The 20,173-nt window shown below is 66.9% G+C and carries 23 protein-coding genes; 16 read left to right on the top strand and 7 right to left on the bottom strand.

Features of this window, described 5'->3' with window-relative positions:
• On the top strand, positions 1-269 hold a 269-nt coding region (locus tag G3N61_RS31570; protein WP_205824370.1), incomplete at its 5' end, for a TolC family protein.
• Between the two features lie 139 nt (positions 270-408).
• Here the strand turns inward: G3N61_RS31570 and G3N61_RS31565 are convergent.
• Complete coding sequence (locus G3N61_RS31565; RefSeq protein ID WP_205824369.1) at positions 409-1,122, bottom strand: dienelactone hydrolase family protein; 714 nt, start codon at positions 1,120-1,122, stop codon at positions 409-411.
• Here G3N61_RS31565 and G3N61_RS31560 point away from each other — a divergent pair.
• On the top strand, positions 1,121-1,360 hold the full coding sequence (locus G3N61_RS31560; protein WP_205824368.1) for a hypothetical protein: 240 nt from the start codon (positions 1,121-1,123) through the stop codon (positions 1,358-1,360). The genes G3N61_RS31565 and G3N61_RS31560 overlap by 2 nt on opposite strands.
• A gap of 84 nt (positions 1,361-1,444) precedes the next feature.
• Here G3N61_RS31560 and G3N61_RS31555 read toward each other — a convergent pair whose 3' ends face one another.
• The gene (locus G3N61_RS31555; RefSeq protein ID WP_043185856.1) at positions 1,445-1,756 is read right to left on the bottom strand and encodes a DUF4148 domain-containing protein; all 312 of its coding nucleotides are present in this window, start codon (positions 1,754-1,756) and stop codon (positions 1,445-1,447) included.
• A gap of 325 nt (positions 1,757-2,081) precedes the next feature.
• The gene (locus tag G3N61_RS31550) at positions 2,082-3,047 is read right to left on the bottom strand and encodes a GlxA family transcriptional regulator (protein ID WP_089454102.1); all 966 of its coding nucleotides are present in this window, start codon (positions 3,045-3,047) and stop codon (positions 2,082-2,084) included.
• Positions 3,048-3,262: 215 nt separating this feature from the next.
• Between G3N61_RS31550 and G3N61_RS31545 the strand changes: the two genes are divergently transcribed.
• From G3N61_RS31545 to G3N61_RS31530, 4 genes are all read left to right on the top strand, one after another.
• Complete coding sequence (locus tag G3N61_RS31545; protein WP_011349307.1) at positions 3,263-3,904, top strand: HD domain-containing protein; 642 nt, start codon at positions 3,263-3,265, stop codon at positions 3,902-3,904.
• A 172-nt stretch (positions 3,905-4,076) separates the two neighbouring features.
• The gene (locus tag G3N61_RS31540) at positions 4,077-4,280 is read left to right on the top strand and encodes a DUF1289 domain-containing protein (RefSeq protein ID WP_205824367.1); all 204 of its coding nucleotides are present in this window, start codon (positions 4,077-4,079) and stop codon (positions 4,278-4,280) included.
• Between the two features lie 371 nt (positions 4,281-4,651).
• Positions 4,652-5,107, top strand: coding sequence for an antitoxin Xre/MbcA/ParS toxin-binding domain-containing protein (locus G3N61_RS31535; RefSeq protein ID WP_031403156.1), 456 nt, complete (start codon positions 4,652-4,654; stop codon positions 5,105-5,107).
• On the top strand, positions 5,104-5,583 hold the full coding sequence (locus tag G3N61_RS31530; RefSeq protein WP_205824366.1) for an RES family NAD+ phosphorylase: 480 nt from the start codon (positions 5,104-5,106) through the stop codon (positions 5,581-5,583). The genes G3N61_RS31535 and G3N61_RS31530 overlap by 4 nt, the downstream gene beginning before the upstream one ends.
• A gap of 36 nt (positions 5,584-5,619) precedes the next feature.
• Here the strand turns inward: G3N61_RS31530 and G3N61_RS31525 are convergent, their stop codons facing one another.
• Together G3N61_RS31525 and G3N61_RS31520 are read right to left on the bottom strand one after the other, a co-directional pair.
• Positions 5,620-6,558 carry a tyrosine-type recombinase/integrase gene (locus G3N61_RS31525; protein ID WP_205824365.1) on the bottom strand — a complete coding sequence of 313 codons (939 nt, stop codon included), beginning with the start codon at positions 6,556-6,558 and terminating at the stop codon, positions 5,620-5,622.
• A gap of 82 nt (positions 6,559-6,640) precedes the next feature.
• The gene (locus G3N61_RS31520; RefSeq protein WP_205824364.1) at positions 6,641-6,967 is read right to left on the bottom strand and encodes a hypothetical protein; all 327 of its coding nucleotides are present in this window, start codon (positions 6,965-6,967) and stop codon (positions 6,641-6,643) included.
• Positions 6,968-7,194: 227 nt separating this feature from the next.
• Between G3N61_RS31520 and G3N61_RS31515 the strand changes: the two genes are divergently transcribed.
• The 10 genes from G3N61_RS31515 (at position 7,195) to G3N61_RS31470 (ending at position 19,106) form a co-directional block, all read left to right on the top strand.
• On the top strand, positions 7,195-9,180 hold the full coding sequence (locus G3N61_RS31515; RefSeq protein WP_043185425.1) for a gamma-glutamyltransferase family protein: 1,986 nt from the start codon (positions 7,195-7,197) through the stop codon (positions 9,178-9,180).
• Between the two features lie 77 nt (positions 9,181-9,257).
• Entirely contained in the window at positions 9,258-9,626 is a 369-nt protein-coding gene (locus tag G3N61_RS31510; RefSeq protein ID WP_205824363.1) for a hypothetical protein, read from the top strand.
• A 300-nt stretch (positions 9,627-9,926) separates the two neighbouring features.
• Entirely contained in the window at positions 9,927-10,469 is a 543-nt protein-coding gene (locus tag G3N61_RS31505) for a hypothetical protein (RefSeq protein WP_043185863.1), read from the top strand.
• A gap of 380 nt (positions 10,470-10,849) precedes the next feature.
• Positions 10,850-11,620, top strand: coding sequence for a hypothetical protein (locus tag G3N61_RS31500; RefSeq protein ID WP_205824362.1), 771 nt, complete (start codon positions 10,850-10,852; stop codon positions 11,618-11,620).
• Positions 11,621-11,774: 154 nt separating this feature from the next.
• Positions 11,775-12,353, top strand: a complete 579-nt coding sequence (locus G3N61_RS31495; RefSeq protein WP_205824361.1) for a hypothetical protein — start codon at positions 11,775-11,777, stop codon at positions 12,351-12,353.
• A 78-nt stretch (positions 12,354-12,431) separates the two neighbouring features.
• Positions 12,432-12,974, top strand: coding sequence for a CbrC family protein (locus G3N61_RS31490; RefSeq protein ID WP_205824360.1), 543 nt, complete (start codon positions 12,432-12,434; stop codon positions 12,972-12,974).
• A 65-nt stretch (positions 12,975-13,039) separates the two neighbouring features.
• Positions 13,040-14,290, top strand: a complete 1,251-nt coding sequence (locus G3N61_RS31485; protein ID WP_205824359.1) for a DNA repair exonuclease — start codon at positions 13,040-13,042, stop codon at positions 14,288-14,290.
• Between the two features lie 3 nt (positions 14,291-14,293).
• Positions 14,294-17,764 carry a YhaN family protein gene (locus tag G3N61_RS31480; RefSeq protein ID WP_205824358.1) on the top strand — a complete coding sequence of 1,157 codons (3,471 nt, stop codon included), beginning with the start codon at positions 14,294-14,296 and terminating at the stop codon, positions 17,762-17,764.
• A 121-nt stretch (positions 17,765-17,885) separates the two neighbouring features.
• The gene (locus G3N61_RS31475; protein WP_043185438.1) at positions 17,886-18,410 is read left to right on the top strand and encodes an HD domain-containing protein; all 525 of its coding nucleotides are present in this window, start codon (positions 17,886-17,888) and stop codon (positions 18,408-18,410) included.
• Positions 18,411-18,419: 9 nt separating this feature from the next.
• Positions 18,420-19,106, top strand: a complete 687-nt coding sequence (locus G3N61_RS31470; protein WP_205824357.1) for a DUF429 domain-containing protein — start codon at positions 18,420-18,422, stop codon at positions 19,104-19,106.
• A 165-nt stretch (positions 19,107-19,271) separates the two neighbouring features.
• On the opposite strand, the gene G3N61_RS31465 is transcribed toward G3N61_RS31470, so the two are convergent.
• Positions 19,272-19,709 carry an ATPase gene (locus tag G3N61_RS31465; protein ID WP_205824356.1) on the bottom strand — a complete coding sequence of 146 codons (438 nt, stop codon included), beginning with the start codon at positions 19,707-19,709 and terminating at the stop codon, positions 19,272-19,274.
• Between the two features lie 238 nt (positions 19,710-19,947).
• A partial coding sequence (locus G3N61_RS31460; RefSeq protein ID WP_205824371.1) for a hypothetical protein occupies positions 19,948-20,173 on the bottom strand: 226 nt, incomplete at its 5' end.

The raw sequence follows: 20,173 nt of genomic DNA, 5'->3' as shown, positions 1-20,173 counted from the left end.
GACGTTTCGACCTGTCGGACCTGCGTTACAAGAACGGTGTCGACAGCTACCTGTCGGTGCTGACCGCGCAGACGGACCTGTACACCGCGCAGCAGTCGCTGATCAATGCGCGTCTGGCACGCTGGACCAACCTGGTCACCCTGTACCGTGCGCTGGGCGGTGGGTGGGTCGAGCACGCAGGCGAAACGCCCCGCGCGCCGGATGCACCGGTCGACTACGACAGGGCGGCTGCTTCGGCGCCTGCGTCGGCAGCGGCGACGAACGGGTAAGCAAGCGCAAGGAAGGGCAGGCGCGGTGGTGTACCGCGCTTGTTCTTCGAACCGGTTGTATGCGGAAACGAAAACGCCACGGATGAAAATCCGTGGCGTTTCTTTTTACGCAGCTGCCCGCGTTGGAAGCGGTGTGACGTTACCCCTGCTTCGCCCAAAGCGTGCGGCCGAAGAACGTCAGCGTGCGATCCCACGCCATTTGCGACCACACCGGATCGAACTGCGTACCGGCGATGCGGCCGGGGCCGACGGCCGTTTCATTGGCGAACGCATGATGCGCGAGATAGCGATGGAATTCGAAACCGACCTTCGCATCGGTCAGCTTCTTCTCGAGCGCATCGACCTGGTCGATCGCAAAGAAAGCGTCCTGCGTGCCCCAGTGGCCCATCAGCGGCACCTTGAGCTTCGCCGGATCGATGTAGTCGAGCGGCGGCAGGCCGTACCACGTGACGCCCGCGTCCGCATCGGCGAACTGCAGCGACAGCAGCGTGAGTGCGCCGCCCATGCAGTAACCCGTCACCGCGACACGCGGGGCAAGCGTCTTCAGATACGTCACGGCGCCCGGAATGTCCTGCGAGGCTGCGTCGCCGAAATCGAGCCCGGTCATCAGGTGGTGCGCTTCTTCTTCCTCGACCGTCGACTTGCCGCGATACAGGTCGGGCACGAGCGCGAAGTAGCCGCAGCGCGCGAGGCGATCCGCGACGCCGCGGATCTGGTCGTTCAGCCCCCACCATTCCTGGATGACGACGACCGCGGGTGCGCCTTCGGTCTTTGCCGGCGTGGCGAGATAGCCTTGCAGTTCCTGGCCGTCCGGGCGTCGAAACGTGATCATGGAACCGGATGTTTGAGACATGAAACCGCTCCTTTTCGAAAAATGCGATGAGTGCCGCATCGGGGCCGGCCTGCGGGCGCGGCGACGATCGGGCAAGCCGGGCGTCGTGGTTTCGCTCGCGTTCATTTCGGCCGGCGCCGACCACGCGGCCATTCTATGCGCAAACACCGGCTGCCGGCGCGAACGGCGCGGCGCGGCGAGCGCCCCGCAAGTTCGCGTCGATCGAGGAGCGCGATCCGTTCCGGGAGCGGACGGCTGAAAAGCAAACACCCCGCCCCGATGAACGGGAGCGGGGTGTTTCGTTTGCCGCGCGCGTATCGGAATACGCGGGCGTGTGTCCGGCTTACTGGCCGAAATACACGGAGTCGCGGCCTTCCTGCTTGACCGCGATCGCGCGGCCGGCGCGTACGCCGGCGGCAGCTTGCGCGCCGTAGCCGGTTTCATCGGCGTTCGTCACGCGGGCCTGTGCGGTCTGCAGTGCGCGCGGGTAGTACTGATCGGAGACTTCCGGCTTGTAGCCGGCCTGTTCGAGCTGCACGAGTTCCGCGCGCACCTGGGCACGCGTCAGCTGGCCCGACGGGTTCGATTGGGCGAATGCGCCGTACGAGGCGGACAGGGCGGTTGCGGCGACGACTGCGTAGATGAACGACTTCATGATGACCTCCGGTTTCATTGATTTCACGCTTCGCTTGTTGCGTTCAGCGGTTGATTGCATCGTAGCGATCACGTTACCGGTCGGAAATACGCGTTCCAGCGAATAATTATTGCAACTGGGTAAACGATCTGGGCTGGCGAGTGTTTCGTCTGATAATTGCGGGGCTGTCCCGCGGTCGATCAGGACCGCCGACGAGGCTTCCAGCGGGGCGATGTCGTCGATCGGCCAGTGGCTTGACCGCACGACGATCAGTTAGATCGGATGCCGAAGTATTTGGGCGGAGTGACTGACCTCGTTCGCGCCGAATCGCGCGCGCACTGCCGCGTCACTCGGCCAGGACTGCCTGCCGTTTCCGGTATTCGGCCGGCGTGATTCCGACGTGCCGGGTGAACGATCGCCGGAGCGTATCGACGTTCGCGAAGCCGCATTTCGCGGCGACCTGTTTCGGCGTGTCGTGACCGTTCTCGAGCAAGTGGCGGGCTGCCGAGATGCGGGTCGTCTCGACCCAGGCGGCCGGCGTCATGCCGACTTCCGCCCGGAACAGCCGCGCGAAGTGGCGCGGGCTCATGCCCGCATGCTTCGCCATCTCCGCCACCGAATGCTCGAGCTCCGGATTCGCCGCGATCCAGCGCTGGACTTCCTGCAGTACCGAACGCCCGGCGGGGCGCGCTTCGCCCTTGCGGCTGAACTGAAGTTGCCCGCCCGGGCGCTTGAAGAACATGACCAGTTGCGCGGCGACGCGCCGCGCGATCTCGCGGCCGAGATCTTCCTCGACCAGCGCGAGCGCGAGATCGAGCCCGGCCGTGACGCCGGCACCGGTGCGCAGCTTGCCGTCGCGCACGTACAGCGCGTCGGCGTCGACGGCGAGCGATGGATAGGCTTCGGCCAGCGCGTCGGCGGCAGCCCAGTGCGTGGTCAGGTGACGCCCTTTCAGCAGGCCGGTGGCCGCGAGGATGAACGCGCCGGTGCAGATCGAGCCGTAGCGCTTGCTCTGCACGGCCGCCGCTCGCAGCCACGCGAGGACGTCGGTGCGCAGTGCGATCCGGCCGGCACTCGGCGCGCCGGCGACCAGCAGCGTGTCGATGCGCTCAGGAATGTCGGGGACGATCCAGTCCGGCAGCAACTGCGCACCGGACGAACTGCGGATCGGGCCGGACTCGCTCGCAATGATCCGCAACGTATAGAACGGCTTCCCGCATTCGGCGTTCGCTTGCGCGAAGACGTCGAGCGGTGCGGAGACATCGAGCAGTTGAACGCCCGGAACGGCGAAAATTCCCACGACCTTCGGCATGATCGATTGCGTGTTGTGTCGAACGTGACGGGTAGCAGTATAGGGGCGCCGGCGGTGCATGGCGCGGGTGGGGGGCGCCTGTTTCCGGCGTTCTTTCCGCCGCGCGGGCACCGTGTCCGTCCGTCGCGCGAAATGGCAGGATTTGACGTAACACGTCTATTGGAGACAGCTATCGAACGCCGGAGAATCAACGGTGTGTTCAATGGAGGTCGATCATGACTGAGAACGTTGCAGGCATCACCATTCCCGATAGCCAACTGACGCGCGAGATCACCGAACTCGTCCGCGATACCGCGTCTCCGCTGCTGTTCCATCATTCCAGCCGCGTCTTCTATTTCGCGGCGCTCGCGGGCCAGCGGCGCGGGCTCAAATACGATCCCGAGCTGCTCTACTGTGGCTGCATGTTTCATGACATGGGGCTCACGCACAAACACAGCAGTGCGTGCGAGCGTTTCGAAGTGGACGGCGCCAACGCCGCCCGCGATTTCCTGAAGGGCAAGGGTATCTCGCAGCAGGATATCGACGTCGTATGGACTTCGATCGCGCTGCATACCACGCCGGGTATCCCGCAGCACATGCATCCGGTGATCGCGCTCGTTACCGCGGGCGTCGAGATGGACGTGCTGGGCCTGACGTATCCGGAATACAGCGACGTCGAGCGCGAGGCCGTCGTCCGTGCGCATCCGCGTACGCCGCACTTCAAGGAAGACATCATTCAGGCGTTCTACGACGGGATCAAGCACAAGCCGGACACGACGTTCGGCAACGTGAAGGCCGACGTGCTCGCCGACAAGGATCCGCATTTCCATGCCGGCAATTTCTGCAGCGTGATCCGGTCGTCCGCGTGGGCCGGCTGATTGCTCGCGGTAGGGCGCACGATCGCGGGGAAGGGGTGGTACTGGTGGCAGCGTCGCAGTGAGCGGGATGGGTTGGCGTCGCGGCACAGGCCGCATCGCCGGCAGCAAAGTACCCGTTTATGGGAGCGCGGTTCGTTGCGCTGCCGGATGTTCAACCGATACGGATGTTCCAATGGCTTCCACGCTTCACGACGTACCCGACAGCCCCTGTGTCGGCGTGTGCTCGACGCTGTTCGACGATGTTTGCAAGGGATGCGGCCGAACGGCCGACGAGGTCTCGCACTGGGTGTTCATGAACGACGACGAGAAACGCGCGACATGGGAACGCATCCGGCGCGAGGGCGCGGCGATGCGTTTCCATCGGGACGGGCGGTGAATCGCCAGAAGCGGCGTTCCTTCCGGATGACGGGGGCGGCGCTTGGCGAACATCTCCCTGTCCGGGGCGAATCCCTCGACCTTGTCTGGAATGATGGGGCGGAGGAGTGCGAGCAGGTGAAATCAGTAAAAAAGTTGTTACGTGACAACCGCGTGATGCGGGTTTGGACTTTATATACTGAATAATCGCATCCCGTCACCCAGGCGAATCTTCGATTCGCGGCCACAGCAACCTGCATCCAGACAGGCGGGTCACGTTCGCTCCCGCCTATCTGGAGGCCCTGACGAGCGCCACAGGCACGCGCTCCAACCGGTTCCCGCACGCTTCCGGCAAAACGCCTATAATAATTGGGCAAATTGCCGGGAGAGGTCATGAGCACCATTGCTTTTCATCCTTCGGGCGTCGCGCATCCGCGTCAGGCCGAATTCACGATTCTCGAACAGTTGCTGGCGATCCGCGTCCGATCGGGGGCCGATCTTGCCGAGCTGGCGAGCGCACGCGTCGATGTCTCGGTGATCGACCGGTTGTCCGAGCGCGGGCTGAAATCGGACGAACTGGCTTTCATCATTCCGCGCCGCACGCTGAGCCATCGTCGCCAGGCGCACGAACGCCTGTCGCCGGAGGAGTCCGACAAGGCGATCCGTCTCGCGCGCATCGTCGCGCAGGCGACGGCCACGTTCGGCGACCAGGACAAGGCGATGGCGTGGCTGCGCAACGGGCTCCAGCGCTTCGGCGGCCGCACGTCGCTCGACATGGCGAGCACCGAGCATGGCGCGCGGCTCGTCGAGGAAGTCCTCACGCAGATCGACGAGGGGTACTTCGCTTGACGACGCTGTGGCGGATCAGCAATTTCGCCGACCTGAAAGGCATCGGCGGGTTGCGCGCCGGCGGGCGCTGGCATTTCGCCGGGCAGCCCGTCGTGTATCTCGCCGAGCATCCGGCGCTCGCGCTGCTCGAGACGCTCGTTCATTTCGAAATCGCCACGGTCGCGCAATTGCCGAGCGGGTATCAGTTGCTTCGCATCGAGGTGGCCGATTCGGTCGATATCGCCGAAATTGCGGAGGGCGACGCGCCGGACGACTGGCGAACCGACGTCGACTGGACCCGCAGCGCTGGCACCGAGTGGCTGCACACGCAGCCGAGCGCGCTGCTGCGTGTCCCGAGCGTCGTCGTGCCGCACGCGCACAACTTCCTGTTGAATCCGCTGCATCCGGCCGCTTCCGAGGTGCGTATCGCCGAAGTCATGCAATCGCCGTACGACACCCGGATTCTGCGGCTGATCCAGTCGAAGCGGGGCGAATAGGGAACCGGACGGCATGCGGCCCGCACCAGTGCGGGGTCAGTGCTCGTGTGCGGCGCGATCCGCGGCCGCATCGGGCGGCAGCGTCTGCCGGATACGCGTGACCGTTCGTGTACTGACGAGACCGAGCATCGCACTGACGTCGGCGTGTGCATGGCCGGCGAGCAACTGGCGGCGCGCATACGTATTGCGCAGCACGCGCGGGCTCAGGTCTGCCGCGTGGAAGCCGATCGCGGTCAGCGCGTCGCGCACCACGAGCAGCAGGAACATGTCGTTCATCGCGCCACCGCCGCGCGGCGCGGGAAACAGCAACGCGGATGCCGGCGCGTCTGCCGAGCGCGCGCGCCAGGCGGTGAGCGGCGCCAGCGCGAATTCGGCGAGCGCGATCCGGCGCGCGGGCCGTGCGCGTTCGCGCGGCACGGATAGCACCGGCGGCCGTGCGTCGAGATCGGGCGCATCGTGCGTCGCCGCGCGTATCTCGGCCGACGTGATGCCACTCGCGAGCAGCAGCGCGACGATCGCGCGATTCCGGCAGTCGGCCGGCGTGTCGTCCGGTCGAGGCTGCACATGGCGCTGCAGCGCCGCGTCGGCATCGGGCGGCAGGTAGCACGGTTCGGGCTCGCCGTCCGGCCATGCGAGCGCGCGTGTCGCCCGGCCGGCCGGATGGATCGTGCGCACGCCGGTTTCGACCAGATGCCGGCACAGCCGGTCGATCAGCTTCGCGTAGCGCACCCGGGTCGACGTGCCGGGCGCACAGGTATGTTCGAGTTCCGCCAGGAAGGTCACGACGTGGTCGGGACCGAACGTGGCCAGCGACACGCGCTGTGCGATCAGATGGCGCAGGAACCGTTCGAACATCGCGACGTGCTGCACGACCGATCGCGGCGCGAACGGCCGGCGATCGGCGCCGGTCGCGGCGGTTTCCTGCCATGCGCGGAAGGCGCCGGCGGGGTCGTGAATCCAGCGATTCGTGTCCATGCACGATTTATAGCCGGAACGTGGAGGCTCCGGCAATCGTTCCGATGGCCAGCGGGCTGGCTGGATCGACGCAACCGGCGCGTCAGTGCGCGGTACGCGTGCCGTCGATAGGCATCGCCAGGTAAGCGAGCAGCAGCGGGTTGAAGAAACGGAGCGCGGCCGGCACGCCATTCTGGTTGGCGCGCGCGTGGAGGTCGATGCTGGCGAGCACCTGGATGCCCATCACGCTGATCATCGCGAACACGGCCAGCGTGGTGCTTCCGCCCACTGCATACGCGACCCGCGCAATCAGCGCGATGACGATGTTCCCCGAGTTTTCTCCGAGGCGGTCGAAGCGATGGAAAGCGGCTTCGCGCGCGATGGCCGGGCAGCCGGCAAGCGCCGTCGGGCAGCAAGGTAACGACGTCACGACATTGGCCGAACAAGCGCATCGCACTGCGATGCAGTGCAGTGCAACACGCACCGCCGAATGCGCATGCGGTGACGTTGCGCGCGCAACGTCCGGTCGCATTACGTCATTCCCTTATTGCGAAAAAAAATTCGTTCATGGGACTATCGAACGCGTTGCCGGCGCACCGAGGGGGTCGCAGGCAGCGTGATGTCCATCGCAACGACCTACAAGAACATCGGCAGACAATGAACAGAACAGCGATTTTTCCGTATGCGTCCGCGTTGCTCGCGGCCGCCCTGTTGACGGCATGCGGCGGCGACGTCGAGAACGAAGCAGGCCGCACGCCGACACCTTCCACCGATGCGAGCTGCCTCGCGGTCGACAACAGCGGTGCGACGGTCGTGGTGGGCTCGAACCAGCCGGGCGACCCGTCGCTGCCGGAAGCGTCGTCGGGCTATCGCACCGGGATGAAGCCGGTCTATGCGAAGACCTATCTGGTGGCCACGTCGAACGCGTACGCGAGCGCGGCCGGTTGCGCGGTGCTGAAGAAAGGCGGCACGGCCGCCGACGCGGCGGTCGCCGTGCAGGCCGTGCTCGGCCTGACCGTGCCCGAAGCGACGGGCCTCGGCTCGGGCGGCGTGCTGCTCTACTACGATGCGCGCGGCAAGACGCTGCAGGCGTATGACGGCCGGGAAACCGCGCCGGCCGCCGCGACGGAGAACTACCTGCGCTACGTCGACGACGCGACTGACCAGTCCGCGCCGCTGCCGAACGCACGGGCGAGCGGCCGCTCGATCGGTACGATCGGCGTGCCGAGGCTGATCGAGGCGCTGCAGCAAGACCATGGCCGGCTGCCGTGGCAGAACCTGTTCGGCGATGCGATCACGCTCGCGACCAACGGTTTCCCGATCGGGGGCCGGCTCGCCGACGCGATCGCGTCGAACGCCGCGAACCTGAAGCGCGACCCCGAGGCCGCCGCATATTTCCTGAACGCCGATGGTTCGCCGAAGACGCTCGGCACCGTGCTGAAGAATCCGGCGTATGCGCGCACGCTGACGCTGATGGCGCAGTCGGGCGCGAACGCGCTGTACACGGGGCAGATCGCGCAGGATATCGTCGCGAAGATTGCCACGACGAAGGGGGCGGACGGGTCGACGCTCACGCCGGGCAAGACGACCGTAGCCGACCTCGCCGCGTACCAGGCGAAGCGCCGCGAGCCCGTGTGCACGACCTATCGCAGCTACTGGGTGTGCGGGATGCCGCCGCCGTCGTCGGGTGGCATCGCGGTCGCGTCGGCGCTCGGCATTCTCGAGAATTACGATCTGAAGTCGCTGAAGCCGACGGCGATCGATCTCGAAGGCGGCAAGCCGACCGTCGCGGGCGTGCATCTCGTTACCGAGGCCGAACGGCTTGCGTATGCCGACCGCGACAAATACGTAGCCGATACGGATTTCGTGCCGCTGCCGGGCGGCACGTGGAACACGCTGCTGAACAAGCCGTACCTGAAATCGCGCGCAGCGCTGATCGACCCGGCCAAGAGCATGGGCACCGCACAGCCCGGCAATCTCGGCGCGGTGCCGCTTGGCGTCGACACGACGCTGATCGAGCACGGCACGAACCAGTTCACGATCGTCGACGGCGACGGCAACGTGCTGAGCGCGACGACGACGGTCGAATCGAGCATGGGCTCGTTCCACATGACCAATGGCTTCCTGCTGAACAACCAGCTGACCGACTTTTCCGCGAACCCGGTCGACAGCGCGGGTAATCCGGTGGCCAACCGCCTGCAGCCGGGCAAGCGGCCGCGCAGCTCGATGGCGCCGACGATCGTGTTCGGTCAGGCCGCGGACGGCTCGCGCGGCGATTTCGTGATGGCAACCGGTTCGCCGGGCGGTGGCACGATTCCGCAATACGTGGTCAAGACGCTCGTCGGCGCGCTGGACTGGGGCCTCGACGCGCAGCAGTCCGCGGGGCTCGTCGACTTCGGCGCGAGCAACAGCCCGACGACCACGATCGGCGGCGAGCATCCGAACGTCAACACCGCGAACAACGGAGCGAACGATCCGCTGATCACGGGGCTGCTCGCGCTCGGGCACAAGGTGTCGACGTCCGCGCAGGCGAGCGGCGTCAACACGGTGATGCGCGTGACGGTCGGCCAGTCGCCCGCGTTGCAGGGCGGCACCGATCCGCGGCGTGAAGGCGTCGTGCTCGGCGATACGTTCCGGCCATAATCGGGCGGAACGCGCGGCCCCGATCCGCCGGTATTCACCAACGGGCGGTCGGGGCCGTGCATCGTGGAGGAGTCGCAATGACGAATGCGCATCTGCGTGAAATGGACGCCATCCTGTCGGTGCCGGGCTTTTTCGATTTCCTCGGCGACCTGGATTGCGACCGCGCGCTGGACAGTCGCGATGCCGAGCCGTTCGATGCGCAGTGGATGGCGTCGTTCGACGAAATCGACGGCGATCCGGGCGCAGCGATCGACCGGCCGGCCGTGGATGCACTGAGGGAAAAGGCGTTCAAGCTCGCGTTCGGCGCATCGGGGCATGCCGGCGTGGCGGCGTGCGTATCCGACGACATCGAACTCATCGCGAGGAGCCGGTTGTCGGGCTGCACCGATGGCTGGCCGACACGCATCCTTTGGAATGCTTATAGAAGCGGCCGGTTTCCCTGCTAGCCGTTTCACCTGCCTGGTTTCCCGATCCGTGGCGATCAGCCGCGTCGCTGTTGCGGAATGCTCCGTGCGGCACGCCCCCAGAGTCCCCCCGTCTACCGTCCAATCCCGCCGCAAGCCCCCGATTGTCAAACAGTGTGAGTCAATCGTCAGCATTTGCAACGGAAGTAACAGTCCCCGCAAATCAATCGTTTTGCGGGTTCGCGCCGCTACATTAGCTCCACCTGCCGCACGTCGCGGCGAGGCATGCGACAAGCCGCACGAAGGCGGCCCGCAGCAACAACGTCTTTGGGGAGAATGACCATGAACAAGATTCGTACGATTCTGGTGGGTGCTGCACTGACCGCGATGGCGACTTCGGCTGCGTTCGCACAGACGGCCCAGACCGGCGCCCAGGGTTCCGCAGGCGTCGGCGCGCAGGTTCAGACGCCGCTGCTCGGCGGTGGCGTGGGCCTGCAGGCTGGCGCCGGCGCGAATGCGGCAGGCTCGGGTTCGGGCGCGGGCAACGTCGTGGGCGGCGCGCTGAACGGCGTCGGCAAGACGGTCGGCGGCGTCGGCTCGGCAGCCGGAAATACGGTTGACGGCGCGACGCATGCGGTCGGTTCGGCAGCGGGCACCGCGAAGGATGCCGCCGCATCGGCCGTCCACTCGACGAAATCGCACGTGAAGCACGTCGCAGGCACGGCAAAGAGCCACGCCCAAGGCGCGATGTCGACGGCGGGCGACGTCGCCGGCGGCGCGAAGGCGAAGGCCGGTGAGGCGCTCGAAGGCGCGACGAACTCGGTGCAGGGCGGCGCATCGGTCGGCGTGAAGGGTTCGGCGTCGGCACAAGGCGGCGCGCAGTAAGCGTCACGCTTCCCGACAGAGCCCGGCCCGCTTCGATGCGGGCCGGGCTTTTTTTTGTTGGCGCGCACGGCGCGCCGTTCATCCTATTCTCGATACAGGGATGCGTCGGCGTTCGCCATCATCCGGCGACGCGACGCGTACGGGCACCTTGCCCGATGCCCGCCAGCAAGGGCCCGCAACGGGCGGCGTGCGCATCCTCTGCCTATTGCCTGCCCACCATGCTTAAATAGCGGGGCTCCCGGTGGGTTGCCGGGCCGCCGCGATCGCGGCGCCGGCCGATACGGGCATGCATGTCCGATCGACATCGTGACGACAGACGACACCAAAACGCCGTTCCGGCCCGCCCGGCGCGGCCCGATAACATTCCGAGGCCTTACGTCATGACCCTTCTGTTCCGTCTTCTCGCGCTCGCCTGCGCGCTCTGGCTGGCTGCCTGCGCAGCGACGCCTCCGCCGTCCGCCAGCACCAATGCGTCCGCCGCCGCACCGGACGCCAGCGAACGCCGCGGGCTCGGCACTGCGTGGGGCGAGTCGGTGCGATCCGAAACCCGCCAGGTCGATTTCGAGCGCGCGGATCCGGCGAAGCCAACGGATCTCGCGTCGGTCTACTACAACGATGCGTTGCCCGGACACCCGCCCGCGTCCCAGGTGCGCCGGTTGCCGACGCGCGTCGCGCTCGCCAACGGCGACATCGCGCTGTCGTTCACGGACGAAAAGGGCGCGCCGCTGCATCTCGCGCGCAGCGACGGCCGCTGGCACATGGCGGGCGTCGAAGGTTCGCGCTACATGATCGTGCTGCGCAACCAGGGGCGCCGCACGTTCGAGGTCGTGTCGACCGTCGACGGGCTCGACGTGCTGTCCGGGCGGCCGGGCCGCTATACGAACGGCGGTTACGTGCTGTATCCGGGCCGCACGCTGACGATCGAGGGCTTCCGCAAGAGCCGCGACGAAGTCGCCGCGTTCCGCTTCGCGGCGGTACCCGACAGCTATGTCGCGAACGCGAAGTATGGCGATGCCGCGAACGTCGGCGTGATCGGCGTCGCGCTGTTCGCGCAAAAGGAGAACGACGAGGAGGCGCTGCGCCGCAACGCGAATCCGTTCCCCGGCAATGACAACGGCTATGCACCGCCGCCGGTACCGCGCGGCGAGTAACGGCACGTCGTGGATCGGCCGCGTGCGTCGTGACGAACGACGCACGCGGGGCGACCCTGAATCGGCGCTGCCCGAACGACATGCCGGCACATACGATGAACTTCACGACAATCCTGCGCGACTCATGCGGACACGGATCAGCCCGACGAAATCGATGGTGTTGAAGCTCGCGGCGCTGGCGCTGCTGGCCTCGAGTACCGCCGTTGCCTCCGCCGAAACGCCGGCGCCCGAGTCGGTGCGGCTCGCCAATGGTCACGAGATCGAATGGGTGCGCCCGGGGTTGTTCGAGGTCGATGTCGCCCGCCACAAGAAATCGGCACTGAGCGTGCCGGTCGAGCTCCGCCGCGTATTGGCCGATGCATCGAGCGTCGCGTTCCCGTCGGACCGGTTGAAGCGGATCGACGGCAAAGACTATCTGCTGGTCGTCGTCAACCGCTCGTCGAACGTCCGCCCGACCGGATATTGCGGCGCGGGCGAAGAAGGGGCGCTGCACGTGCTGGAGCTGCACGGCGCCCGTGCGGTACCGCGTTTCTCGCTGCCGGTTCAAAGCTGCATCGACTCCGTTTCGCTCGAAACCAATGATGGAGCGCAATCGCCCTACCTGGCGATCGCGTGGCGCGACGCCCCGGCCGGTATCGACATCCGGTGGGAATATCTCGCACACGGCGGTCCAACGCATCGCTTTTTTCGTTTCGTGAACGGCTCGTTTGTCGAGGCCGAGGTTCCTCGGTAACACGGTCGCGCTGTGGCACGATGGCCGTTCGAATTCGCATCGCGTGATTCCCCATCTTCCGGATCGACGGAGAGCCTCATGTCGTTACCCGCTTTCAGGTACCATCCCGACCCGCTGGCAACGGGCAGCGTGATCCGTTCGGATGCGCGCTGCGTGTGTTGCGGCGCTGCGCGCGGTTACGTGTACGCCGGCCCCGTGTATGCGGTCGACGAGTATGAGCAATGCATCTGCCCATGGTGCATCGCCGACGGCTCGGCGCACGCGCGGCTCGACGCAGCCTTTACCGACACGTACGGCATCGGCGGCGGCGAACGGGACGCCGTGCCCGACGCAGTCGTCGACGAAATCGCCTGTCGCACGCCGGGCTTTCAGGGCTGGCAGCAGGAACGGTGGTGGACGCATTGTGGCGATGGCGCGCAGTTCATCGGCCGTGCAGGAGCCGCCGAACTGACCGCGCTCGGCCCGCAGGCGGTTGCGTCGATTCGGGAATCGACCGGACTCGACGAGGGCGGCGAGTGGGCGCGTTTCTTTGCCGCACTCGACAAGGACGGCTCGCCGACAGCGTATATGTTTCGCTGCCTCCATTGCGGCGAACTCGGCGGCTACCAGGATTGCGACTGATGGTCTGGCTGGCGGCATCGCACGGCGATCGCAGGCCCCCATCGTCATGAAACAGAGGAATCTTCGTGAAGTTCATCCACGCGGCAGACATACACCTTGACAGCCCGTTGCACGGCCTGAGCGCGTATCCCGATGCGCCGGCCGCGCAGTTGCGCAACGCGTCGCGCGAGGCGCTGCGGCAGCTCGTGGATCGTGCGATCGAAGAGGAAGTCGCCTTCCTCGTGATCGCCGGCGACCTGTACGACGGCGACTGGAAGGATCACAACACGGGCATCTTCTTCGGCCAGCAGATGGGGCGCTTGCGCAAGGCCGGCATCCGTGCGTTCGTCCTCGGCGGCAACCACGATGCCGAAAGCGAGATGACGAAGAAGCTGACGCTGCCCGACAACGTCACCGTATTCGGCCACCGCAAGGCGGAAACCCACACGCTGCCGGAATTCGACGTCGCGCTGCACGGGCAGAGCTTCAAGGACAAGGCGGTCGTCGACAATCTCGCGATCGGCTATCCGGACCCGGTGCCCGGTTACTACAACATCGGCGTGCTGCATACGGCGCTCGAAGGCTACGCGGCGCACGCGAACTATGCGCCGTGCACGCTGGCCGAACTGCACGCGAAAGGCTACGACTACTGGGCGCTCGGCCATGTGCACGAATTCCAGCAATGGACGGGGCCGTCCACGGTGGTGTTTCCCGGCAACCTGCAGGGGCGTCATATCCGCGAGACGGGCCGCCGCGGCGCGGTGCTCGTGACGGTCGAGCAAGGCCGCACGCAGGTCGAGCGTCTGTATCTCGACGTGCTGCGCTGGGAAGCCGTGTCGGTCGACGCGTCCGATTGCCTGTCGGTTGCCGACCTGTCGAGAAAGATCGGCCAGTCGCTGGAAGCGCTGCTGACCGTCGACGGCCACGTGCCGCGCGCGGTGCGCGTGACGGTCACGGGGCGCACGCCCGCGCATGGTCTCTTCTTCGGCCGCGCGCCGCAGTTGCGTGCGGAGGTGCTGAACCAGATCGGCATCATCGGCAACGAGCGGCTGTGGCTGGAGAAGGTCCGGCTCGCGACGTCCGCGGCCGATCATCAGCCGGGCGAAAGCGAGCAGCTTGAAGCGCTGGAGGACCTGAAGCAGATCCTGGCCGACGCTGCGCGCGATCCGGATTTCCTCGAACTGCTCGAACGCGACCTGAAGCCGTTCGTCGGCAAGGTGCGCAGCGACGTGAAGGAAGAGGTGCCGTTGCTGGCGATGGCACGTGCGGGCGAGCTCACGGCGCTCGTTGAACAGGTCGGGCCTGCTCTGCTCGCGCGGCTGGCGAGGGGGGAGTAAGCGATGCGCATCAATCAGCTCGATCTGATCAAGTACGGCAAGTTCACCGACGAGACGCTGCGTTTCCCGTCGGCTGGCGAGGATTTCCATGTGATCGTGGGGCCGAACGAGGCCGGCAAATCGACGATCCGCACGGCCGTGTCGGAACTGCTGTTCGGGATGAAGCTGCAGACGCCGCTCGATTTCCTGCACAGCACGCCCGAGCTGCGGATCGGCGGCGTGCTGGGGAGCGGCACGGGCGAACTCGCGTTCCACCGCGCGCGCGGGCGCAGTCCGCTGCGCACGCCCGCCGACGACAAGCTGCCCGACGACTATCTGGCCGCCATCCTTGACGGCGCCACGCGCGAATTCTTCGAGCAGATGTTCGGGCTCGATCATGGGCGTCTGGTCGACGGCGGCCGGAGCATTCTCGACGCATCCGACAAGCTCGGCCAGGTACTGTTCGAATCGGCCGCCGGTGTCGGCAGCCTCGGGCCGGTGCGTGAGGAGCTCGATGCGCGTTCGGTCGAGCTCTGGGCGCCGCGTCGCAGCGGCAGTGCGTTCGCGCTCGCCGAATCGTCGTTCAACGAAGCCGTGACCGAACTGAAGACGGTCCAGGTGCGCACGCACGACTGGGTCGACCGCAAGGACGCGCGCGAAGCGGTCGAACAGCAGATCGAGCAGGCGCGCGCCGAACAGCGCCGGCTCGAAGCGCTGCGCTCGAAGCTCGAACGCGTGCGGCGGCTGGCGCCGTACCTGAAGGAGCTGACGGTCAAGGACGCGGCGCTGGCGGAACTGGGCGCGGTCGTCGAGTTGCCGCCCACCGCGTATGCGGATCTGCTGAAGGCGCAGGGCGATCTCGCGGCCGAACAGAAGGTGCTCGAGGAGCGTCGTGCCGACCTGCTCGCGAAACGGCAGGCGCGCGATGCGATCGACGCCGATGCCGACACGCTGGCGCTCGAAGCCGACATCGAAGCGCTCGATCGGCTGCGCGGCGCGTGCATGAATCACGCACAGGATCTGCTGCTGCTTGGCGCAGACGTCGAGCGGCACCTGTCCGCCGCGTTTGCCGCGGCCGCCCAACTCGACTGGCCGACGGACGAGGTGTCGCTGCGTGCGTCGCTGCCGACGGCGCTGTCGCTGAAGACCGTCGCCAACCTGTTGCGCGAACACGGCGCGCTGCACCAGGCGCTTGCCGGCGCGCGCGAATCGCTCGACGAACGCACGCGCGAGCTTGCACAGGTGCGGGAACAACAGGCGCGCCTGTCGACCGTCGATGTACCGGAAGCGCTGCGTGCGGCGTTGACCGATGCGCAGGGCTTTCGCAACAGCGGCCAGCGCGAGCAGGCGCTCGAACATGAAATCGCTGCTGCCGACAGCGCGCTGGCTGGGGCACTCGATGCACTCGGCCAATGGCGCATGCCGGTCGACACGCTGCGGGCGCTCGACGTGCCGTCGGCGGCGCGGCTCGGCGCGCTGCAGAAGGAAGACAGCGAACGCGCGAGCGCGGCCGCTGCGGCACGCGACGCGCGGGACGGCGCGCTCGAAGAGCTCGAGCGGCTCGAACTGCAGGAGAAGCATTTCGCGGAGAACCACAAGGTCGTCACGACCGCCGACGTGCTGGCGGCGCGTGCGCGGCGCGACGGCGCGTGGGGCGATGTCCGCAGCGGCGCGGTCGATCTCGTCACGGGCGCACCTGCGGTCGACGACGCGATTCGCCTGGCGGACGAACTCGTCGATGCGCAGCTCGGCGCGACGCAGGCGGCGGCGACGTTGCAGTCGCTGCGTCAGCAGGTCGAATCCGCACGTGCCGGCGTGACGCGCAGGCAGGCCGCGCTGGACGAACGCGAGCGAGAACTCGCCGCGCATCGCGACGCATGGGCTGCACTCGCGACGACGGCCGCGGTGCCCGGCATGCCGCTGGCGGCGATGGGCGACTGGCTTGCGAAGCGCGACACGGTGTTCGCCGCGCAGGCCGACCTTGATCGGCAGCGCCGCGAATTCGACACGATTCGCGCCGCACGGGCCGGTGTCGAAGCCGTGTTGCGCGCGGCGCTGCGCACCGTGTCGCGAGGCGGCGAGTCGGACGGCCTGGCGGCGCTCGTCGCGAGCGCCGAGACCTTCGTCCAGTCGGCCGAAAAAGCGCTCGCGCAACAGGACAGCCTCGAGGATCGCGCGCGGGAAGCCGAACGCGGGTGTGCGACGGCGCAGTCGCGCGCCGACCACGCGCAGACGGCCTACGATGTGTGGCAAGCGCAATGGCGCGCCGCGCTGGCCGACGCAAAGCTGTCCGCGAGCGCGGCGACGCTGGCTGCGGCGGAAGGGGCGCTCGGGCTCGCCAACGCTGTGACGGCCGAACTGGCCGATGCCGACGCGCCGCGCAACCGGATCACTGCCATCCGCGCGGAACTGGCCGCGCTCGAGGCGGGGGCACGGCGGCTGGCCGCGGCGCTCGCCCCGGAATGGCTGACGAGCGGTGACTGGCCGGACGTCGCGCGCCGGCTGACGATGCGCCTCGCGGCCGCCCGGGAAATTGCACGTGCGATCGGTCGCGCTGACGAGGCCGTGCGGCAGGCCGACGGCAAGGTCGCGGATGCCGCCGCCGCGGTGGCTGGTGCCGATGCGCGCATCCAGCCGCTGCTGCAACTGGCCGGCGTAGCGTCGATCGACGCGGCGCTGCCGCTCGCCGAACGCTCGGATCGCCAGCGCCAGCTTCGGCAGGCGGTCGATGCCGCGCACGAGGCACTGGTGCGCGATGGCGACGGCCTGTCCCGGTCCGCCGTCGAAGCCGAAGTCGCGGAGCAGGACATCGTCGACGTACCGGCACACCTTGAAGCGGTGAAGCAGTCGCTCGGCGATGTCGGCAAGCGGCTGAACGAGCTTTCCCAGCAGCAGGTCGTGGCCGATCAGGCGTTCGGCGCAATCGATGGGCAGGCGAATGCCGCCGTTGCCGAGTCGAAACGGCAGGAAGCGCTGGCGGCGATGGGCGATGCAGCCGAGCAGTACCTGGAGGCGGCCACCGCGAGCCGGCTGCTGAAGTGGGCGACGGATCGCTATCGCGACCAGAAGCAGGGGCCGATGCTCAGGCGCGCGGGAGAGATCTTCGCCGGGCTCACGCTGGGCGAATTCGCGCGGCTGACCGTCGATACCGAACGGACGCCGCCCGCACTGTATGCACGTCGGACGAAGGGCGCGTCGGTCGAGGTCGCCGGGTTGAGCGAAGGGACCCGTGACCAGTTGTTCCTTGCGCTGCGGATCGCGGCACTGGAGCTGCAGCTCGGCAGCCGGACCGCGCTGCCGTTCGTCGCCGACGACCTGTTCATCAACTTCGACGATGCGCGCGCGAAGGCCGGGCTCGACGCGCTGCGCGATCTGTCGACGCGCACTCAGGTGCTGTTCCTGACGCACCACGACCACCTGCTGCCGCTCGTGAGGGACGTATTCGGCGCGCGGGTCAACGTGGTCGAGTTGCAGCGCGCGCCGGTGGGTGCGTGACGCGCGGCGTGCGCGGAGGCCGGCGCACGGGCAGGGTCATCGCGAACAGGTAGTATGTGCGGTTCCGAAATGCCCGCGGCCGGTTCTGCCGGTCGCGGGTCAGGCCACACGAGGGGGGAATATGAAAAAGCTGGTAGCCGCCATCGCGTTCGCGGCGGACAAGCATCGCAATCAGCGGCGCAAGGACGAAGAAGCGTCGCCGTACATCAATCATCCGATCGCGCTTGCCGATGTGCTGGCCAACGAGGCCGGCGTCGAGGACGAACGTGTGATCGTCGCGGCGGTGCTGCACGACACGGTCGAGGATACCGAGACGACCGAGCAGGAACTGCTGAGGCTGTTCGGCAAGGACGTGGCGGACATCGTGATGGAAGTCACCGACGACAAGTCGTTGCCGAAGGAGGAGCGCAAGCGCCTGCAGGTCGAGCATGCGGCGACCATCAGCCGGCGCGCGAAGCTCGTGAAGCTGGCCGACAAGATCTGCAACCTGCGCGACATCGCGCGGCATCCGCCTGCGGACTGGCCGCTGGAGCGCAAGCAGGCGTACTTCGACTGGGCGAAGTCGGTCGTCGACCCGATGCGCGGCGTGCATCCCGGTCTCGAGGCGATCTTCGACACCGCCTACGACGCCAGGCCGGCGGACTGAGGCGCCTGCATGCGATCGACCCGATCCGTCGGATCCGCCGCGCCGCAATCGCCGGTCGTGGCGGGTGTCGATGTGGGCGGGGAAAAGAAGCAATGCGATCTCGTGATCCTGCGCGGAACGACGGTCGTCTGCCGCGAGGCGCAGATCGCGCCCGAGGCGGTGCCTGCGCTGTGTCTCGCCCATGACGTCGTGGCCGTCGGTGTCGACGCACCGAGCCTCTGGTGGGCGGGGAGCGGGCGCCGGGCGGCCGAGCAGGCGCTCGCGCGCGAGCGGATCTCGTGCTTTCCGACGCCGTCGCGGGAGCAGGCGGTCGCGAGCACGTCTGGCTTCTTCGACTGGATGTTCATGGGCGAGCGCGTCTACCGCGCGCTCTCGGACGCCTATCCGCTGCTGACCGGCGCGCGCTATGCGGGCGGACGCGCGAGCTTCGAAACCTATCCTTATGCGATCACCTGCGCGATGCTGGGCAAGTCTGTTGCGTCGGCAAAGCAGAAACGCAACCAGCGCCGGCAATTGCTGGAGCGACTGGGGATCGACGTGTCGACGCTGAAGTCCGTCGATGCGCGAGACGCGACCCTTTGCGCCGTGACGGCGCAATGCGTCATCGACGGGAATGCGCATGCGTATGGCGATGCGGCGGGCGGATATATCCGCGTGCCGATCGTGAGCGAGACGATCGTTCTCGATGCGCGGTAGCTGCGTCGCGCGGCCGGGGCGTAGAGATAAGGTGAGCTTTTGCGGGAGCGAAGCAGCCGGTGTGTCGACAAAGGTGTCAGGCGGCGCCTGTCGGCCGGCAAGCATCGGGATGGCTGGCGCACACGACATGACGCCGGTGCACGATGCGATCCCGAGCGGCGCAGCTCAATCCTCGAGGATGGTTTTCGGCACGCTGGCCAGATCGCAGGCTTGCGCCTGCTCGAAGTAGCCTTCGGCGTCGTCGATCATCACGACTGCGACGTCGATCAGTTCGTCGAGCCGTTGCAGCAGCGATTCACGCCACTCGATGTCTTCGTCGCGCTCGGGCGTCTTGTCCAGTTGCTCGATGATCGAGTCGGCCGTCTGCAGGAAAGGAATGGCCTGCTGATAGTTTTCGATCGAGACCATCGCCGCGTTGCGCGCGCCGACGAGTCGCTCGCGGTGCTCGTCTGCCAGTTCGGATTCGCCGCTGATCCGCGGCAAGACATCCGAGATGCGTTGCAGAAGCGGCGGAGCCTGTTCTTCCAGGATGATGGCGCGCTCGCGCAGCGCTGCATATTCGTCGCGAAGATCGGCGTCGCCGGGTTGAGTGGTGCTGTCCATCGTGGATATAGAGTGCGTGGTTCGGTCGCGGCATGATACTCGACAGCACCCGGTTCCTTGCCGGTTCCGTGGCTTCCTATATGGAAGGCAGAGCGGCTTGCGTCATATCTATGGGAGGCGGCTTCCATAGATATGGGCGGCCTGTTGAGGCCCAAGCCCCCGTGCGCGGCAGCGCACGGGGGCTTTTTCAAAATATTTTCACAAAGGGGCTTGCGTAGTTGGGGGCGGGTGCTTAGAATCACGCCTCTTTCGCGCTAACGGAAACACGGCGCGGAAGAGGGAAGCAGGGTTGGCGGTGTGCTGGAGTCTGAAGCGCGCCACTGGCCTGGAAGTTGAGCCCCGCAGTCGCAACGATGTAGTGAAAAAAGTTGTTGACGAAATGCGAAACACGGTTCATAATCTCGCTTCTCTGCTGCTGAAAACGCAGCGCTGCTGAGAAACACGAAGTTCCTCGCAGAAACGCT

This window comes from Burkholderia sp. Ac-20349, assembly GCF_017104865.1.
GTDB lineage: Bacteria > Pseudomonadota > Gammaproteobacteria > Burkholderiales > Burkholderiaceae > Burkholderia > Burkholderia aenigmatica.
The sequence above is the reverse complement of the archived record's forward strand: the minus strand, read 5'-3'. Positions and strand labels throughout refer to the sequence as shown.

What these genes read in the sequence shown, in the direction of transcription:
- G3N61_RS31560 (WP_205824368.1), top strand. Translation starts at nt 1,121, where the DNA reads ATGAAACCGCTCCTTTTCGAAAAATGCGATGAGTGCCGCATCGGGGCC.
- G3N61_RS31565 (WP_205824369.1), bottom strand. Translation starts at nt 1,122, where the DNA reads ATGTCTCAAACATCCGGTTCCATGATCACGTTTCGACGCCCGGACGGC.
- G3N61_RS31555 (WP_043185856.1), bottom strand. Translation starts at nt 1,756, where the DNA reads ATGAAGTCGTTCATCTACGCAGTCGTCGCCGCAACCGCCCTGTCCGCC.
- G3N61_RS31550 (WP_089454102.1), bottom strand. Translation starts at nt 3,047, where the DNA reads ATGCCGAAGGTCGTGGGAATTTTCGCCGTTCCGGGCGTTCAACTGCTC.
- G3N61_RS31545 (WP_011349307.1), top strand. Translation starts at nt 3,263, where the DNA reads ATGACTGAGAACGTTGCAGGCATCACCATTCCCGATAGCCAACTGACG.
- G3N61_RS31540 (WP_205824367.1), top strand. Translation starts at nt 4,077, where the DNA reads ATGGCTTCCACGCTTCACGACGTACCCGACAGCCCCTGTGTCGGCGTG.
- G3N61_RS31535 (WP_031403156.1), top strand. Translation starts at nt 4,652, where the DNA reads ATGAGCACCATTGCTTTTCATCCTTCGGGCGTCGCGCATCCGCGTCAG.
- G3N61_RS31525 (WP_205824365.1), bottom strand. Translation starts at nt 6,558, where the DNA reads ATGGACACGAATCGCTGGATTCACGACCCCGCCGGCGCCTTCCGCGCA.
- G3N61_RS31515 (WP_043185425.1), top strand. Translation starts at nt 7,195, where the DNA reads ATGAACAGAACAGCGATTTTTCCGTATGCGTCCGCGTTGCTCGCGGCC.
- G3N61_RS31510 (WP_205824363.1), top strand. Translation starts at nt 9,258, where the DNA reads ATGACGAATGCGCATCTGCGTGAAATGGACGCCATCCTGTCGGTGCCG.
- G3N61_RS31505 (WP_043185863.1), top strand. Translation starts at nt 9,927, where the DNA reads ATGAACAAGATTCGTACGATTCTGGTGGGTGCTGCACTGACCGCGATG.
- G3N61_RS31500 (WP_205824362.1), top strand. Translation starts at nt 10,850, where the DNA reads ATGACCCTTCTGTTCCGTCTTCTCGCGCTCGCCTGCGCGCTCTGGCTG.
- G3N61_RS31495 (WP_205824361.1), top strand. Translation starts at nt 11,775, where the DNA reads ATGGTGTTGAAGCTCGCGGCGCTGGCGCTGCTGGCCTCGAGTACCGCC.
- G3N61_RS31490 (WP_205824360.1), top strand. Translation starts at nt 12,432, where the DNA reads ATGTCGTTACCCGCTTTCAGGTACCATCCCGACCCGCTGGCAACGGGC.
- G3N61_RS31480 (WP_205824358.1), top strand. Translation starts at nt 14,294, where the DNA reads ATGCGCATCAATCAGCTCGATCTGATCAAGTACGGCAAGTTCACCGAC.
- G3N61_RS31475 (WP_043185438.1), top strand. Translation starts at nt 17,886, where the DNA reads ATGAAAAAGCTGGTAGCCGCCATCGCGTTCGCGGCGGACAAGCATCGC.
- G3N61_RS31470 (WP_205824357.1), top strand. Translation starts at nt 18,420, where the DNA reads ATGCGATCGACCCGATCCGTCGGATCCGCCGCGCCGCAATCGCCGGTC.
- G3N61_RS31465 (WP_205824356.1), bottom strand. Translation starts at nt 19,709, where the DNA reads ATGGACAGCACCACTCAACCCGGCGACGCCGATCTTCGCGACGAATAT.